The 13,130-nt window shown below is 65.5% G+C and carries 11 protein-coding genes; 5 read left to right on the forward strand and 6 right to left on the reverse strand.

From position 1 onward, the window contains the following. Positions 1 to 30: 30 nt before the first annotated feature. Positions 31 to 2,148 (forward strand): ATP-dependent DNA helicase RecG, encoded by a 2,118-nt coding sequence (gene recG, locus ACVINW_RS31235; protein WP_456754818.1) that lies wholly within the window; start codon positions 31 to 33, stop codon positions 2,146 to 2,148. A 10-nt stretch (positions 2,149 to 2,158) separates the two neighbouring features. Here recG and ACVINW_RS31240 read toward each other — a convergent pair whose 3' ends face one another. The 4 genes from ACVINW_RS31240 to glmS all read right to left on the reverse strand — a co-directional run bounded on the left by ACVINW_RS31240 (position 2,159) and on the right by glmS (position 5,391). After that, positions 2,159 to 2,449 (reverse strand): type II toxin-antitoxin system RelE/ParE family toxin, encoded by a 291-nt coding sequence (locus ACVINW_RS31240; RefSeq protein ID WP_456754819.1) that lies wholly within the window; start codon positions 2,447 to 2,449, stop codon positions 2,159 to 2,161. Continuing rightward, positions 2,446 to 2,676, reverse strand: a complete 231-nt coding sequence (locus ACVINW_RS31245) for a hypothetical protein (RefSeq protein WP_456754820.1) — start codon at positions 2,674 to 2,676, stop codon at positions 2,446 to 2,448. Before ACVINW_RS31245 ends, ACVINW_RS31240 begins: the two co-directional genes overlap by 4 nt. Before the next feature lies 1 nt (position 2,677). After that, on the reverse strand, positions 2,678 to 3,469 hold the full coding sequence (locus tag ACVINW_RS31250; RefSeq protein ID WP_456754821.1) for a DUF502 domain-containing protein: 792 nt from the start codon (positions 3,467 to 3,469) through the stop codon (positions 2,678 to 2,680). A 95-nt stretch (positions 3,470 to 3,564) separates the two neighbouring features. After that, positions 3,565 to 5,391 carry a glutamine--fructose-6-phosphate transaminase (isomerizing) gene (gene glmS, locus ACVINW_RS31255; RefSeq protein ID WP_456754822.1) on the reverse strand — a complete coding sequence of 609 codons (1,827 nt, stop codon included), beginning with the start codon at positions 5,389 to 5,391 and terminating at the stop codon, positions 3,565 to 3,567. A gap of 459 nt (positions 5,392 to 5,850) precedes the next feature. Between glmS and ACVINW_RS31260 the strand changes: the two genes are divergently transcribed. Continuing rightward, on the forward strand, positions 5,851 to 7,065 hold the full coding sequence (locus ACVINW_RS31260) for a sensor domain-containing diguanylate cyclase (protein ID WP_456754823.1): 1,215 nt from the start codon (positions 5,851 to 5,853) through the stop codon (positions 7,063 to 7,065). 110 nt (positions 7,066 to 7,175) lie between these two features. On the opposite strand, the gene ACVINW_RS31265 is transcribed toward ACVINW_RS31260, so the two are convergent. Next, the gene (locus tag ACVINW_RS31265) at positions 7,176 to 7,970 is read right to left on the reverse strand and encodes an adenylate/guanylate cyclase domain-containing protein (protein ID WP_456754824.1); all 795 of its coding nucleotides are present in this window, start codon (positions 7,968 to 7,970) and stop codon (positions 7,176 to 7,178) included. Between the two features lie 135 nt (positions 7,971 to 8,105). Then, positions 8,106 to 9,191, reverse strand: coding sequence for a carbon-nitrogen hydrolase family protein (locus tag ACVINW_RS31270; RefSeq protein WP_456754825.1), 1,086 nt, complete (start codon positions 9,189 to 9,191; stop codon positions 8,106 to 8,108). 165 nt (positions 9,192 to 9,356) lie between these two features. Here ACVINW_RS31270 and ACVINW_RS31275 point away from each other — a divergent pair, with 165 nt between their 5' ends. From ACVINW_RS31275 to ACVINW_RS31285, 3 genes are all read left to right on the forward strand, one after another. Further along, the gene (locus tag ACVINW_RS31275) at positions 9,357 to 10,307 is read left to right on the forward strand and encodes a LysR family transcriptional regulator (RefSeq protein ID WP_456754826.1); all 951 of its coding nucleotides are present in this window, start codon (positions 9,357 to 9,359) and stop codon (positions 10,305 to 10,307) included. 79 nt (positions 10,308 to 10,386) lie between these two features. Next, positions 10,387 to 10,689 carry a DUF485 domain-containing protein gene (locus ACVINW_RS31280; RefSeq protein ID WP_456754827.1) on the forward strand — a complete coding sequence of 101 codons (303 nt, stop codon included), beginning with the start codon at positions 10,387 to 10,389 and terminating at the stop codon, positions 10,687 to 10,689. Positions 10,690 to 10,702: 13 nt separating this feature from the next. Further along, positions 10,703 to 12,286: a solute symporter family protein gene (locus ACVINW_RS31285; RefSeq protein ID WP_456754828.1), complete on the forward strand. Its 1,584-nt coding sequence runs from the start codon at positions 10,703 to 10,705 to the stop codon at positions 12,284 to 12,286. Positions 12,287 to 13,130: the final 844 nt, after the last annotated feature.

A 13,130-nucleotide genomic window follows, 5' to 3' on the forward strand; every position in this document is an offset into this window, starting at 1 on the left:
CATGACGTGAGTCGTGTGTAAAGGACGCCGATGCGCCCAACCCTGCTCAATCCGCTGTTCGCCCCGGTCACGACGCTTTCGGGTGTCGGCCCGAAGCAGGAGAAGCTGTTGCGCTATCTGCTCGACCGCAGCGAGACGCCGCGGCTGGTCGACCTGTTGCTCCATTTGCCGGCGAGCGTGATCGATCGCCGGACGCGGCCGAAGATCCGCGATGCCGTGGTCGGAACCATGGTGACGCTGGAAGTCACCGTCGACCGCCATCGCCCGCCGCCACCACGCAACTCGCGCGCGCCCTATCTGGTCTATGCCAGCGACGATACCGGTGACGTGGTCTTGACCTTCTTCCGCGCCCAGCCCGGCTATGTCGAGAAGCTCTTGCCGGTCGGCGAGAAGCGCTACGTCTCCGGCACGCTTCAGATGTATGACGGCATCCCGCAGATCGTGCATCCCGACCGCGTCGTCGACGAGGCCGGCTTTGCAAAGCTCTCCGGCATCGATCCGGTCTATCCGCTGACCGAGGGGCTTGCGATCGGCTCGCTCCGCCGCGCCATCGCGCAGGCGCTGACCAAGCTGCCGGAGCTGCCGGAGCTGCCGGAATGGATCAGCCCCGAGGTGCTGCACCGTTGCAACTTCCCGCCGATCCGGGAGGCGCTGACCCGCGTCCATGTTCCGGTCGAGCTGACCGACATCCTGCCCGACGGCCCGTTCTGGTCGCGCCTGGCGTTCGACGAGTTGCTCGCCGGCCAGCTCGCGCTCGCTTTGATCCGCGCCACGCTGCGCCGCCCGGCGGGGGTGCGCAACGCCGGCGACGGGCATTTGCGCCGGAAGATCATCGACGCCCTGCCCTATGCGCTGACCAGGTCGCAGCAGGAGGCGGTCGCGGCGATCATCGCGGACCTGCAACAGCCGGTGCGGATGCTGCGCCTTGTGCAGGGCGACGTCGGTTCCGGCAAGACCGTGGTGGCGCTGCTGGCCGCCGCCGCCGTCGCTGAGGCCGGCAAGCAGTCCGCGCTGATGGCGCCGACCGAAATCCTGGCGCGCCAGCACATCAAGACCATCGCGCCGCTCGCGGAGAGCGCCGGGATGCGGGTTGCGATCCTCACCGGCCGCGAGAAAGGCAAGGAGCGCCGCGAGCTGCTGGCGCGGCTCGAGGCCGGCGAGATCGACCTCCTGGTCGGCACCCATGCGCTGATCCAGGACGACGTGATCTACAAGGCCCTGGCGCTTGCGGTGGTCGACGAGCAACATCGCTTCGGCGTGCGCGAACGCCTTGCGCTGACCTCCAAGGGCGAGGCCGTCGACGTGCTGGTGCTGAGCGCGACGCCGATCCCGCGCACGCTGGTGCTGACCTATTTCGGCGACATGGACGTTTCGGAGTTGCGTGAGAAGCCGGCCGGACGCCAGCCGATCGAGACCCGTACCGTGTCGATGAGCCGGATCGAGGACGTCATGGATGGCGTCGGCCGCGCGCTCGGCGCCGGCAAGCTGGTCTACTGGATCTGCCCGCTCGTCGACGAGTCCGAGGCCGAAGGCACCGAGCATCTGACCAACGCGACCGAGCGTTTCGAGAGCCTGCAGCAGCGGTTCGGCGATCGCGTCGGCCTGGTGCACGGCCAGATGAAGGGCACTGAAAAGGATCGCGTGATGGCGCAGTTCGCCGCGCACGAGATCGGGCTGCTGGTCGCGACCACGGTGGTCGAGGTCGGTGTCGACGTGCCGGCGGCGACCATCATGGTGATCGAGAACGCCGAGCGCTTTGGTTTGGCGCAGCTGCATCAGCTGCGCGGCCGCATCGGCCGCGGCTCGGAAGCGTCGACCTGCCTGCTGCTCTACAAAGAGCCGCTGGGCGAGATGTCGAAGGCGCGGCTCAAGGTGATCCGCGAGACCACCGACGGATTCCGGATCGCGGAAGAAGACCTCAAGCTGCGCGGCGAAGGCGACGTGCTCGGCATCCGCCAGAGCGGCCTGCCCGGCTACCGCATCGCGCGTTCCGAGGTGCACGGCCAGCTCATCACCCAGGCCCGTGACGAGGCGCTGCGGATCATGAAGGACAATCCGAAGCTGAAGGGCGACCGCGGCGAAGCGCTGCGCGTTCTGCTCTACCTCTACGAACGCGATGAGGCCGTGCCGCTGATCGGCGCGGGGTAGCGATGTTAGGTCAACGCCCCCAACGCGGAGGACGGCGGCGCGACGTATGCCTGATGTGAGTAATATGAATCTCGTCCACAGCGACCGTATAAAAGATCAGATACCGCAGTCGGGGCACCACAATAACTCTGACACCCGGCTCGTCAGTCACCCGGCCCGAGAGCGGATGATCGGCAAGTTCCCGCGCGCGATCAATCAGCCGAACGACGAAGCGAGACGCGACTGCAGGGCTATCTTGGCTGATGTAGGCGTGGATCCGGTCGAGATCACGCTGTGCGGTCCGACTAAAGCGAACCTTCATGCGCGGCGATGCAACTCATAAAAGTCTTCGATCTCTTTCTCAGTGGCAAAATCGCCCTGACGCGATTCTTCCAATCCTGAGCGAATTGCGGCTCGTTCGTCGTCGGACAACCGATAGACGCCCGTACGACGCGATTCGATTTCACGCGCAAACTCGGCAAGCTCTTCCTGGTCTTCGATCGGCCAGGACTCGACGCGCTCCAGCAGAGTTTTCGTTCCCGGATTCATGCTAACCCTCGACTTTGGCCGGCGCCGCCGGCTGCAGCGAGGCCTGGTTGGCCGTACCCTGGTTGGCAATGCGCGCGGCATTGGCCATGCCGGCGAGTGCCGCGGCGCGCTTCTGGTCGGTGGAGCCGGGCTGCACCACGCCGGCCGACATGATCAGCGTCGCGGCATCCTCGGTGCTCATCTCGATCTCGATGATCTTGCTCTTCGGCACGTAGAAGAAGAAGCCGGTGGTCGGGTTCGGCGCGCAGGGCAGGAACACCGAGATATGCTCCTCCTCGCCGGGCAGGCTGGCCGCGAGCTCGGCGTTCGGCGCCTGCGAGATCAGCACGATCGACCACATGCCGGGCGAAGGAAACTCGACCAGGCCGACGCGGCGGAAGCTCGAGCCGTTGCCCGAGAACAGCGTCTCGAACACCTGCTTCAGGCCGCGATAGATCGCGCGCACCGCAGGGATCCGGCCGAGCAGCCGCTCGCCCAGATCAACCAGGGTGCGGCCGATCAGATTGGCGGTGAGGAAGCCGAGCAGCGTCAGCGCGATGACCGCGACGATCAGGCCGGAACCGGGCAGCCCGAACGGCAGATAGGTTTCCGGCCGGTAGGCCGTCGGCACGAACGGGCGGACCAGATTGTCGACCCAGTTCACGAACCACCAGGTCAAATACAGGGTGATCGCGACCGGCCCGGCCACCACAAGGCCGGTCAGGAAATAGGTGCGAAAACGCGCCATCAGCCCGCGGGGGGCATCCGGGGCCAATTCACCCGTCGAGGCGGGAGGCACTTGGTTGGAAGTCATTGCGGTTCCAGGGTCGTCGAAGCGGCCGTAGTCCACCACCCAGCTAAGCCATTCCGGCGCATTTTTGAAGGGCCGCGTAGCGGCCCCGCTTGCGACTATTCGACCGTGACTGATTTGGCCAGATTCCGGGGCTGATCGACGTCGGTGCCCATCACCACGGCGGTATGATAGGCGAGCAGCTGCACCGGGACGGCGTAGACCATGGGCGCGAAGGTCGCCCCCATGTCCGGCATCACGATCGTCACCAGCGACTGGATGGTGGCCTCCGCGGCGCCCTTGGCGTCGGTCATCAGGATGATCTTGCCGCCACGGGCGGCGACCTCCTGCATGTTGGAAACGGTCTTCTCGAACACCTTGTCGTGGGGTGCGATCACCACGACCGGCATGTGCTCGTCGATCAGCGCGATCGGCCCGTGCTTGAGCTCGCCGGCGGCATAGCCCTCGGCATGAATGTAGGAAATTTCCTTCAGCTTCAGCGCGCCTTCCAGCGCCAGCGGATAGCTGGTGCCGCGGCCGAGATAGAGCACGTCGCGCGACTTCGCGATCTCGCGCGCCAGTTTCTCGATCTGCAGCTCGGTGGTGAGCGCTTCCGACATCAGCCGCGGAATTTCGACCAGGCCATGCACCAGCTTGGCCTCGTCGGCATCGGACAGCTCGCCGCGCGCCTTGCCGGCGGCAACCGCGAGCGAGGCCAGCACCATCAGCTGGCAGGTGAACGCCTTGGTCGAAGCGACGCCGATCTCGGGACCGGCGAGCGTCTGCAGCACGGTCTCGCTCTCGCGCGCGATCGTCGAGGTCGGCACGTTGACGACCGAGAGCGTGTGCGCGCCCTGCGACTTGGCGTAGCGCAGCGCCGCCAGCGTGTCGGCGGTTTCGCCGGACTGCGAGATGAAGATCGCGAGGTCACCCTTGCGCAGCGGCGCTTCGCGGTACCGGAATTCGGAGGCGACATCGAGCTCGACCGGCAGCCGCGCCAGCCTCTCCAGCCAGTATTTCGCGACGAAACCGGCATAGCTCGCGGTGCCGCAGGCCGTGATCGAGACGCGCTGGATATCCTTGAAGTCGAACGGCAGCTTGACCGGCATGGTGACGCGCTCGGTCGCCATGTCGACATAGCGGGCCAGCGTGTGCCCGACCACTTCCGGCTGCTCGTGGATCTCCTTGGCCATGAAGTGGCGGTAGTTCGCCTTGTCGACTAGCGCCGTCGCGGTGGTGTGCTTGATCGCCTCGCGGTGGACGATGGCGTTGTCCTTGTCGAAGATGGTGGCGCCCTTGCGGTTCAAGACCACCCAGTCGCCGTCCTCGAGATAGCTGATCGTGTCGGTGAACGGCCCGAGCGCAATTGCATCCGAGCCGAGATACATCTCGCCGTCGCCATGGCCGATCGCGAGCGGCGGGCCGTTGCGGGCGCCGATCATCAGATCGTCATGGCCGGCGAAGATGAAGCCGAGGGCGAACGCGCCACGCAGCTGCGACAGCACCGCCCTCACCGCCTCGACCGGCGCGACGCCGCCCTTGAGCAGATCGTCGACCAGATGCACCACGACCTCGGTGTCGGTCTCCGTCGAGAACACCGCGCCCTTGGCTTCGAGATGGTCGCGCAGCTCGCGGAAATTCTCGATGATGCCGTTATGCACCACGGCGACGCGTTCGGTGGCGTGCGGATGCGCGTTGTTCTCGGTCGGCCGGCCATGGGTGGCCCAGCGGGTGTGGCCGATGCCGGTATGGCCGCCGAGCGGCTTGGCTTCCAGCCGGGCCTCGAGATTTTTCAGCTTGCCCTCGGCGCGGCGCCGCGCCAGGCCGCCGTTCTCCAGCGTGGCGACACCAGCGGAATCATAGCCGCGATATTCGAGCCGCTTGAGCGAATCCACCAATTGCTCCGCGACCGGAGCGCGTCCAAGAATGCCGACGATGCCGCACATGCGGTTCAATGTCCCCAAAATCGCCGAAAATTTGCCGAAGCGGCGACACGGTCCCTTAACGGGAATCGCCGGCCGCGCGATACTCAATAATTATTGCCGATTGCGACAATCTTAAACGGCCGCCTCGATGCGAAAGGCTGGTTAATCGGGGCTAACCATTTTGGCAAGAGTGCGTCGGCAGGCGCTCTCGTCGGCAGCCCGGCTTGAGCCGTCGTACGCCTTCCGGAACAGCCTTACCAGCTGTCCGGTCTCTGTCCATTGGTCGAGCCGCGCGGGCGCTGAAGTGAGTCACCAGACCGCAAAAGATTCCAGTCGGAATGGTCGCGGCATGTTTGCGCATGGCGTGTTTTGCAGCACCGCCGCCTAAGAGCGGTACAACCACCGCCGGCAAACGCTGCAAGCCGCGTCAACGCCTCGTTAATGCCTTTCGGAGAGGGTGCCGCCGCCGGAGGTACCCTGATGCAAACCACGCACGATCGTGAGACGCCGCGACTGGACGTGCTCGCGGAACTCGACATCCTCGACACGCCGCGCGAGCTTGCCTTCGACCGGTTGACCGGATTATGCCGGAAGATCTTTCGCGTACCGATGTCGACGCTGACGCTGATCGACGGCCATCGGCAGTGGTTCAAGGCCTCTGAGGGCATGCAGGATCGCGAGACCGCACGCGGACCGGCGCTCTGCAACATCGCGATCGCGCAGGACCACCCCCTCGTCATTGCGGACACGCTGCGCGACCCGCGCCTCGCCGACAACGTCTTCGTGCACGGCAAGCCCCATATCCGTTTCTATGCCGGCGCGCAGCTCAAGATTTCAGGCGCGGTGGTCGGGACATTGTGCGCGATGGATACCAGCCCGCGCGACTTCGATGCCGACGCCATCAGCATGCTGTGCGATCTTGCGGCCATTGCCGTCGACGAACTGATGCTGCGTAACCTGTCGATGCAGGATGGCCTCACCGGCTGCTCGTCGCGGCGTGCCTTCCGCGGCGAAGGCGAACGGCTGACCGCGCTGGCCGGGCGGCATCTCAGTCCGCTTGCCTGTGCCGTGCTCGATGTCGATCACTTCAAATCGGTCAACGATACCTACGGCCATGCCGTCGGCGACATGGTGCTGGCGGCGGTCGCGGACGCTGCGCGTTGTGCGCTGCGCGGCTCCGACACGATCGGCCGGCTCGGCGGCGAGGAGTTCGGCATCCTGTTGCCGCACACCGGGCTCGACCAGGCGATGGGCGTGCTCGAGAAGGTGCGCGCCGCCGTCGCCGCGACCCGGATCGAGACGCCGGCCGGCACGATCCGCGTCACCTGCAGCCTCGGCGGCGCGGCCCTGTCGCCAGGCAATTGCTTCGACGACATGCTGCGCAACGCCGATCTTGCGATGTACGGCGCCAAACAGGGCGGCCGCAACCAGGCGCTGGCCTGGGTGGATCGTGCGCCGTCGATTGCGCCGACCGCGCGGCGCGTGTTCAAGGCCGGTACGATCAGCTTCAATGCCGGCCATTCCACCATCGACTGTACGGTGCGTGGACTGTCGCGCCAGACGGCGACCATCGAGGTGCTGTCCACGTCCGGCATCCCCGATCAGTTCAAGCTCGCCATCGCCGCCGACGCGCTGTCGCGGGCCTGCCGGATCACGGGCAAGGCCGACAACAGGATCGAGGTCGCCTTTACCTGAGGAGCGCCTTTGGAGTGTGGAAGCCAGTCGGCGCAAAGTAGCCAACCTCTCTCCGTCGTCGTTCCGGGGCTCGCGCCAAGAGGCGCGCCCCGGAATGACGAGTGGTTGCCTCAATGCTCGACCAGATAGAGCCGCCAGCGCTCCGGCACACCCTTGAGCTGGTGCGCGCCGCGGTCCTTGAAGCGGACTTCGGACTTCGCCATCAGATCCCTGACCGCGCTCGAGACCAGCACCTCGCCGGCCCGCGCCTTCGCTGCGACACGCGCGCCGATGTGAAACGCAAGACCGATCACCTCCGCCCCGCTCACCTTGTATTCGCCCGCATGCAGCCCGACCCTGATCTCGAGCCCGAGCGTGCGCACGGCGTCGCGGATTGCGGTCGCGCAACGGATCCCGGCCGCCGGCGCGCGGAACGTCGCCAGCAGACCGTCTCCCGTCGTCACGACTTCCTTGCCCCGCATGGCCTTCAGCTCCCTGCGCACCGCGACGTAGTAGTGATTCATCACCGTCGCCCAGCGCGTGTCGCCGAGCCGCGCGGCCTTTTCGGTGGATCGGACGATGTCGACATAGAGGATCGTGGCGAGCGCCTGTTTGAGTTGTGAGTCCCGATCGATGGTCAGGCGCCGGTTCGCGATGTTTCCGGTCAGAGGCTCATAGCGATGGCTGCGCCGCCGCGCGATGGCGGCCTTGGTGTAGTCCTGGGCACGCGGCACCGTGCGGCAGCGAATGGTTTTTTCCTGCGGCGGAAACGTCCAGTAGACCTTTCGCCCGGCTCCGGCGCCGTGAACCTCCACCGCGCCCCACTTCAGGAACACCGTCGATCCGGTCCGTCGAATGCACCAGGCCTTCGACGTGTATCCGGACACGTTCGATTGATGGACTCCGATGCGAAGGAATTTGGGCATGAACGTCCGGCCGGTCGAACGAGCGCTTGAGGCTTACTCGTCGAGCGTAATCAGACATTCCCGCGTTGGCAACAGGAGTGGTTCACAGGAGTGTTTCGCAGGCGACCGGCATTTGCGCAGACGCTCGAACCGGTGTCAGGCGCGAAACATGCGACCGCTCTGGAGCCTGATGAGTTCGCGCCCCTGCCCGTTCGATCCGGTGTCGGCATCGTCGGGCGGGATTGCCTCGTCTTGCGCTTCCGCGATGGGCTCATCGCGAAATCGTGCCGGGGTCAGCCGGCTGCGGTCGACCGTCAAGCCGAAGATGTCGAAGCGGTTGTAATAGCCGACCACATCGTGAAACTGCTTCGGCTCGACGCAACGATTGAGATCGATCTCCGCGTAAGCGATGCCCTCCTGGTCCTGCAATTCATCGCCGAACACGACCCCGGTCGGATCGACGAAGAAGCTCGCGGCGCGCGGCGTCCGGTCGATCACGTCGGCGATGCTGCTGTCGCGTTCGATGAGGAAGCTGCGCATCGCCGCGTCCATGTAGCCGGCGGTCACGATCCCGAACACCTTGGCTTCGAAGCAGTGGGCGCTGGCGCGGATGCGGTTGGCGGCGACATTGTCGAAATTGCCGCCGCCGGCCGGACGCCGGGTCGGCCACATCGGCGGCCAGCTCGAGATGTGCACCTGTTCGCCCTGCGCCATAAGCGCGAAGCGCGCCAGCGGATTGGTATTCTCGCCGCAGATCAACCCGCCGATCCGGCCCTGCCGCGTCTCGGCGACCTGAAGGCCCGCGCCGTCGCCCGACGACCACACCAGTTTCTCATAGAAGGTCGGAACCAGCTTGCGATGATGGACCAGGATGTCGCCGGTCTCGCCGATCAACAGGTTCGAATTCCACAGCCCGCCGACGCTGACGGCCGAGCGCTCGCTGATGCCGATCGAGACCGTGACGCCGAGGGCGCGCGCCTCGGCGCACAGCTGCGCGACTTCAGGTCCGTCCGCCAGCACGGATTGCTCGGCCATGCGCACGAACAGGTCGTGGTTGTCGATCGGAGGCCACAGCGCGGCCCAGACCGGAAAGGCGGGAATGTAGGTTTCGGGAAACGCGATCAGCTCGGCGCCGGCCCTGGCCGCCTCGCGGATGATGGCGATCGCCTTCTCGGTGGTGGCCCGGCTGTCGAGGAAGACGGGCGCGGCGTGGACGGCAGCAGCCTTGAAACGAGGGAGCATCGTGAAAATCCCGGCTAGGATGAGGGGAGCGAAGCGGTATCATCCCGGCCTTGGCGGCATGCATGGGAATTGTCGCAAGGCCGGTTGCGAAGGATCGGAGCCGCCGGGCGCTGGAACGGGAATTGCTTTGCTGACTGACGAGGGGCCGCAATCCGGAGGCAGGTCATGTTCGATACGATCAACTGGGACGATTTGCGGGTGTTTCTCTGCGCCGCCCGCGCCGGCAATTTGAGCCAGACAGCCAAGCGGCTGCGGCTGGACCATTCCACCGTCAGCCGGCGCATCGCCCAGATGGAAGCCTCGCTCGGGATTGCGGTGTTCGAACGTCACCGCACCGGCCTCAAGCTCAACGACGTCGGCGAGCGGCTGCTGCGGCATGCCGAGCGGGTCGAGAGCGCTGTCATCGCCATTCGCGAGGAAGCCAGCGCCAGCGACACCCAGGAGCTCGCCGGGACGGTGCGGCTCGCGACCATGGAGGGCATCGCCTCGCTCTACCTGGCGCAACGCTTCGCCAAGCTGCGCCGCAGCGCGCCGCAACTCTCCGTCGAGCTCGTCACGTCAGCCCAGACGGTCTACGTCCACAAGCGCGAAGCCGACCTGTTCGTGTCGTTCTTCCGGCCGCCCGGTCCGGGCCTGATCTCGGAGCGCATCGGCAAGTTCCGGCTCGGGCTGTTCGCGAGCCAGGACTATCTCGACCGTCACGGCATGCCGGCAAGCCTGCGCGACCTCGGGGATCATTGGTTCGTGTCCTATATCGAGGATCTGGTCCAGGTCGACTCGGTGCGCTGGCTCGCCGACGTCATCGAGGAGCCGAAGGTCGCCTTCCACTCCAACAGCATGATCGCGCAGATGAATGCGGCAGCGGGCGGCCTCGGCATCGTGATGCTGCCGAGCTTTGCCACCAATAACCGGCCCGACCTCATCCCCGTTCTGCCAGCCCTCGCCAGCACCGCTCGCGAGGTCTGGCTCAATGTGCACAGCGACCTGCAATTTGCCCCGCGCATCCGCGCCGTCCGCGCGTTCCTGAAGAATACCCTGAAGCAGGACCCCGACATGCAGGTCTCGCTGGCGGACGCCGTGCCGCAGCCGCGCACAGCAGATTGCAAAAATCCATAATTCCCTTCCATCGGGGCCCGGCTGAAGCTTGCCCGATTGGCGCAAGGCGTTGCGCGCTGAAGGTTTGATGGGGGCCGATATGAACGCGATGAGTCCGGGCAATGCCAAGCCGACGCCGAACGGCGTTGCACTTGCCAAGCGACTTGCCAAGCGACGGTTGACCGTCGCGCTCATCCTGAGCGCTGCGATGATCGTGATCTATTTCGGCTTCATGGCGCTGTTCGCGTTCGACAAGCCGCTGCTCGGCACCATCCTGGCGCCCGGGCTGTCGCTTTGCATCCTGCTCGGCCCGCTCGTCATCATCTCATCCTTCGTGCTCTGTCTGATCTACGTGCTGTGGGCGAACCGGGTGTTCGACGCCGGCATCCGCAACCTTCGCTGAAGAGGCAGAGCAGATGGGCAGCAGCACACTTTCGATCGGGTTCTTCTTCGCCTTCATGGCATTGACGCTGGCGATCACCTATTGGGCTGCGCGGCGCACGCGCACCACGGAGCACTTCTTTGCCGCCGGCGGACAGGTCACGGCATGGCAGAACGGCTGGGCCCTCGCGGGGGACTTCCTGAGCGCCGCCGCGCTGCTCGGGATTGCCGGCATCGTCACCTCGAACGGTTTCGACGGCATGGTCTATTCGATCGGGTGGCTGGTCGGCTGGCCGATCATCCTGTTCCTGATCGTGGAGCCATTGCGCAATGTCGGCCGCTTCACCTTTGCCGATGTGGTGGCCTATCGCCTGCGCCAGCGCCCGGTGCGGCTCGCCGGCGCGGTCGGCACCCTCGCCGTCATCCTGTTCTACCTGATCGCCCAGATGGTCGCGACGGGATCGCTGATCAAGCTGCTGTTCGGCCTGCCCTATACCTGGTCGGTCGCCGTGGTCGGCAGCGTGATGCTGGTCTATGTGCTGTTCGGCGGCATGCTGGCGACGACCTGGGTGCAGGTGGTGAAGGCCGCGCTGTTGATGGGCGGAGGCATCCTGCTCGCCTTCCTGGTGCTGACCCATTTTGACATGAACCCGCTGAAGCTGTTCGCCGCGGCGTCCGAGAAATACGGCAGCAGGGTCCTGCAGCCGGGATCGAAGGTGGTCTCGGGACAGTGGGACGCGATCTCGCTCGGGCTCGGCCTGATGTTCGGGACCGCTGCGATGCCCCACGTGCTGATGCGGGCCTACACGGTGAAGGACGCCAAGGCCGCGCGGCTGTCGATCCTCTATGCCACCGGCCTGATCGGCGTGTTTCACCTCATGGTCTTCATCATCGGCTTCGGCGCGATGGTGCTGGTCGGTCCCGAGGCGGTGGCAAAGGCCGGAGGCGGCGGCAACATGGCCGCCCCCCTGCTCGCACTCGCCGTCGGCGGCAATGCGTTCTTCGGCTTCATCTGCGCGGTCGCGTTCGCGACCATGCTCGCCGTCGTCGCCGGGCTGACGCTGTCGGGCGTCGCCACGCTTTGCCACGACGTCTGGGCCAATGTGATCCGCAACGGCAGCGCCTCGGAGACCGAGCAGCTCAAGGTCGCGCGGATCGCGACCGTCATGATCTCGATCTTCGCCATCATTCTCGGCATCGCATTCGAAGGCCAGAATGTCGCCTTCATGGCGGGGCTCGCGTTCTCGGTCGCCTGCGCCGCCAATTTCCCCTCGCTGGTGCTCGCCATCACCTGGCGCCGTTTCACGACGCCTGCGGCGGTCGCGAGCATCCTGGTCGGCACGCTGAGCTCGCTGGTGCTGATCTATCTGTCGCCGACCATCCAGGTCGACATCCTCGGCAAGCCGCTGGCCGCGATCGAGCATCAATGGTGGTTCGTGTCGCTGCGCAATCCGGCGATCATCAGCATGCCGCTGTCCTTTGCGGTCGCGATCCTGCTGTCGCTGGTCACGCGGGAGAAGAATGCCGATCTCGCCTTTGACGAGATGCAGCAGCGCATCCTGCTTGGACCGGTCCAGCCAAGCGCCAACGAGCCCGCACGGGCGAAGAGCGCGGCCTGAGCCTGTCGGCAATCCCGATCGCGTAGCCGGCGCGGACGTCCATCTGTGACGCGAACGGCATCGGAACTTTTCTCTCCGTCGGGATTTTTGCTGTTTTGGGGCAGCGAACGTCAGCATTGGAGAGAGGAGAGCCATGAAGCGGCGACGCCGGGTTAAGCAGATTTTCCCCCTTGAAGAACGCCTCGCCCAGGAAGCCAAAGCGCTGCGCAAACGGGCTAAGGCGCTTCCGCCCAGTCGAGAGCGAGAAGCATTGCTGAGGAAGGCGCGACACGATGAGACCACGGCTCATTTGACGGAATGGCTGATGTCATCAGGCCCACGGGGCCCGATCTAGGACGGGACGACATGCCGGCGAACCACCACCATATCGACGGAGTGGAAATCGCCTTTGTCTGCGCCGCGGCGGTGTCCTTTGTGACCCTGATCGCAAGCGTGGCTTGGCTCTTGGTTTGGTGAAATCCCGCTCCCCGTGATTCAAGCTGCAAAACCGGCCATTCGCCCGAACGCCCCGGCTCGGCTGGCGGCTGTGCTTGGCAGATGATCGCTTGTGGAGGATGCTGAGCCTGCCGCTGATGGCAGCCTCAATGCGTCCGACGGATGAGCTATCTCACGACGTGTCGGACACGTCTCCGGCCGCGGCTACCACCCCGCCGGCAGGTCCGGCAGTCGTTCCCCGCACGACCGGCCAAGGCCGACTTTTTTTCACGACACTTCTTGACTTCCGAAACCGGTTTTCTAATTTTTTGCTCGCTAGGCCCTTGCGGGCCAGCACCTGGGCGCCAGTCGGGCCCAGGCGAGACGGGCACCGGTCGTGTCCGGTGCCATTCATATCCATCTTGCTCTA

It is taken from the genome of Bradyrhizobium sp. USDA 4461 (assembly GCF_054055655.1).

Excerpts from the sequence above, each read along its gene's own strand:
- recG (WP_456754818.1), top strand. The coding sequence starts at position 31 with ATGCGCCCAACCCTGCTCAATCCGCTGTTCGCCCCGGTCACGACGCTT.
- ACVINW_RS31240 (WP_456754819.1), bottom strand. The coding sequence starts at position 2,449 with ATGAAGGTTCGCTTTAGTCGGACCGCACAGCGTGATCTCGACCGGATC.
- ACVINW_RS31245 (WP_456754820.1), bottom strand. The coding sequence starts at position 2,676 with ATGAATCCGGGAACGAAAACTCTGCTGGAGCGCGTCGAGTCCTGGCCG.
- ACVINW_RS31250 (WP_456754821.1), bottom strand. The coding sequence starts at position 3,469 with ATGACTTCCAACCAAGTGCCTCCCGCCTCGACGGGTGAATTGGCCCCG.
- glmS (WP_456754822.1), bottom strand. The coding sequence starts at position 5,391 with ATGTGCGGCATCGTCGGCATTCTTGGACGCGCTCCGGTCGCGGAGCAA.
- ACVINW_RS31260 (WP_456754823.1), top strand. The coding sequence starts at position 5,851 with ATGCAAACCACGCACGATCGTGAGACGCCGCGACTGGACGTGCTCGCG.
- ACVINW_RS31265 (WP_456754824.1), bottom strand. The coding sequence starts at position 7,970 with ATGCCCAAATTCCTTCGCATCGGAGTCCATCAATCGAACGTGTCCGGA.
- ACVINW_RS31270 (WP_456754825.1), bottom strand. The coding sequence starts at position 9,191 with ATGCTCCCTCGTTTCAAGGCTGCTGCCGTCCACGCCGCGCCCGTCTTC.
- ACVINW_RS31275 (WP_456754826.1), top strand. The coding sequence starts at position 9,357 with ATGTTCGATACGATCAACTGGGACGATTTGCGGGTGTTTCTCTGCGCC.
- ACVINW_RS31280 (WP_456754827.1), top strand. The coding sequence starts at position 10,387 with ATGAACGCGATGAGTCCGGGCAATGCCAAGCCGACGCCGAACGGCGTT.
- ACVINW_RS31285 (WP_456754828.1), top strand. The coding sequence starts at position 10,703 with ATGGGCAGCAGCACACTTTCGATCGGGTTCTTCTTCGCCTTCATGGCA.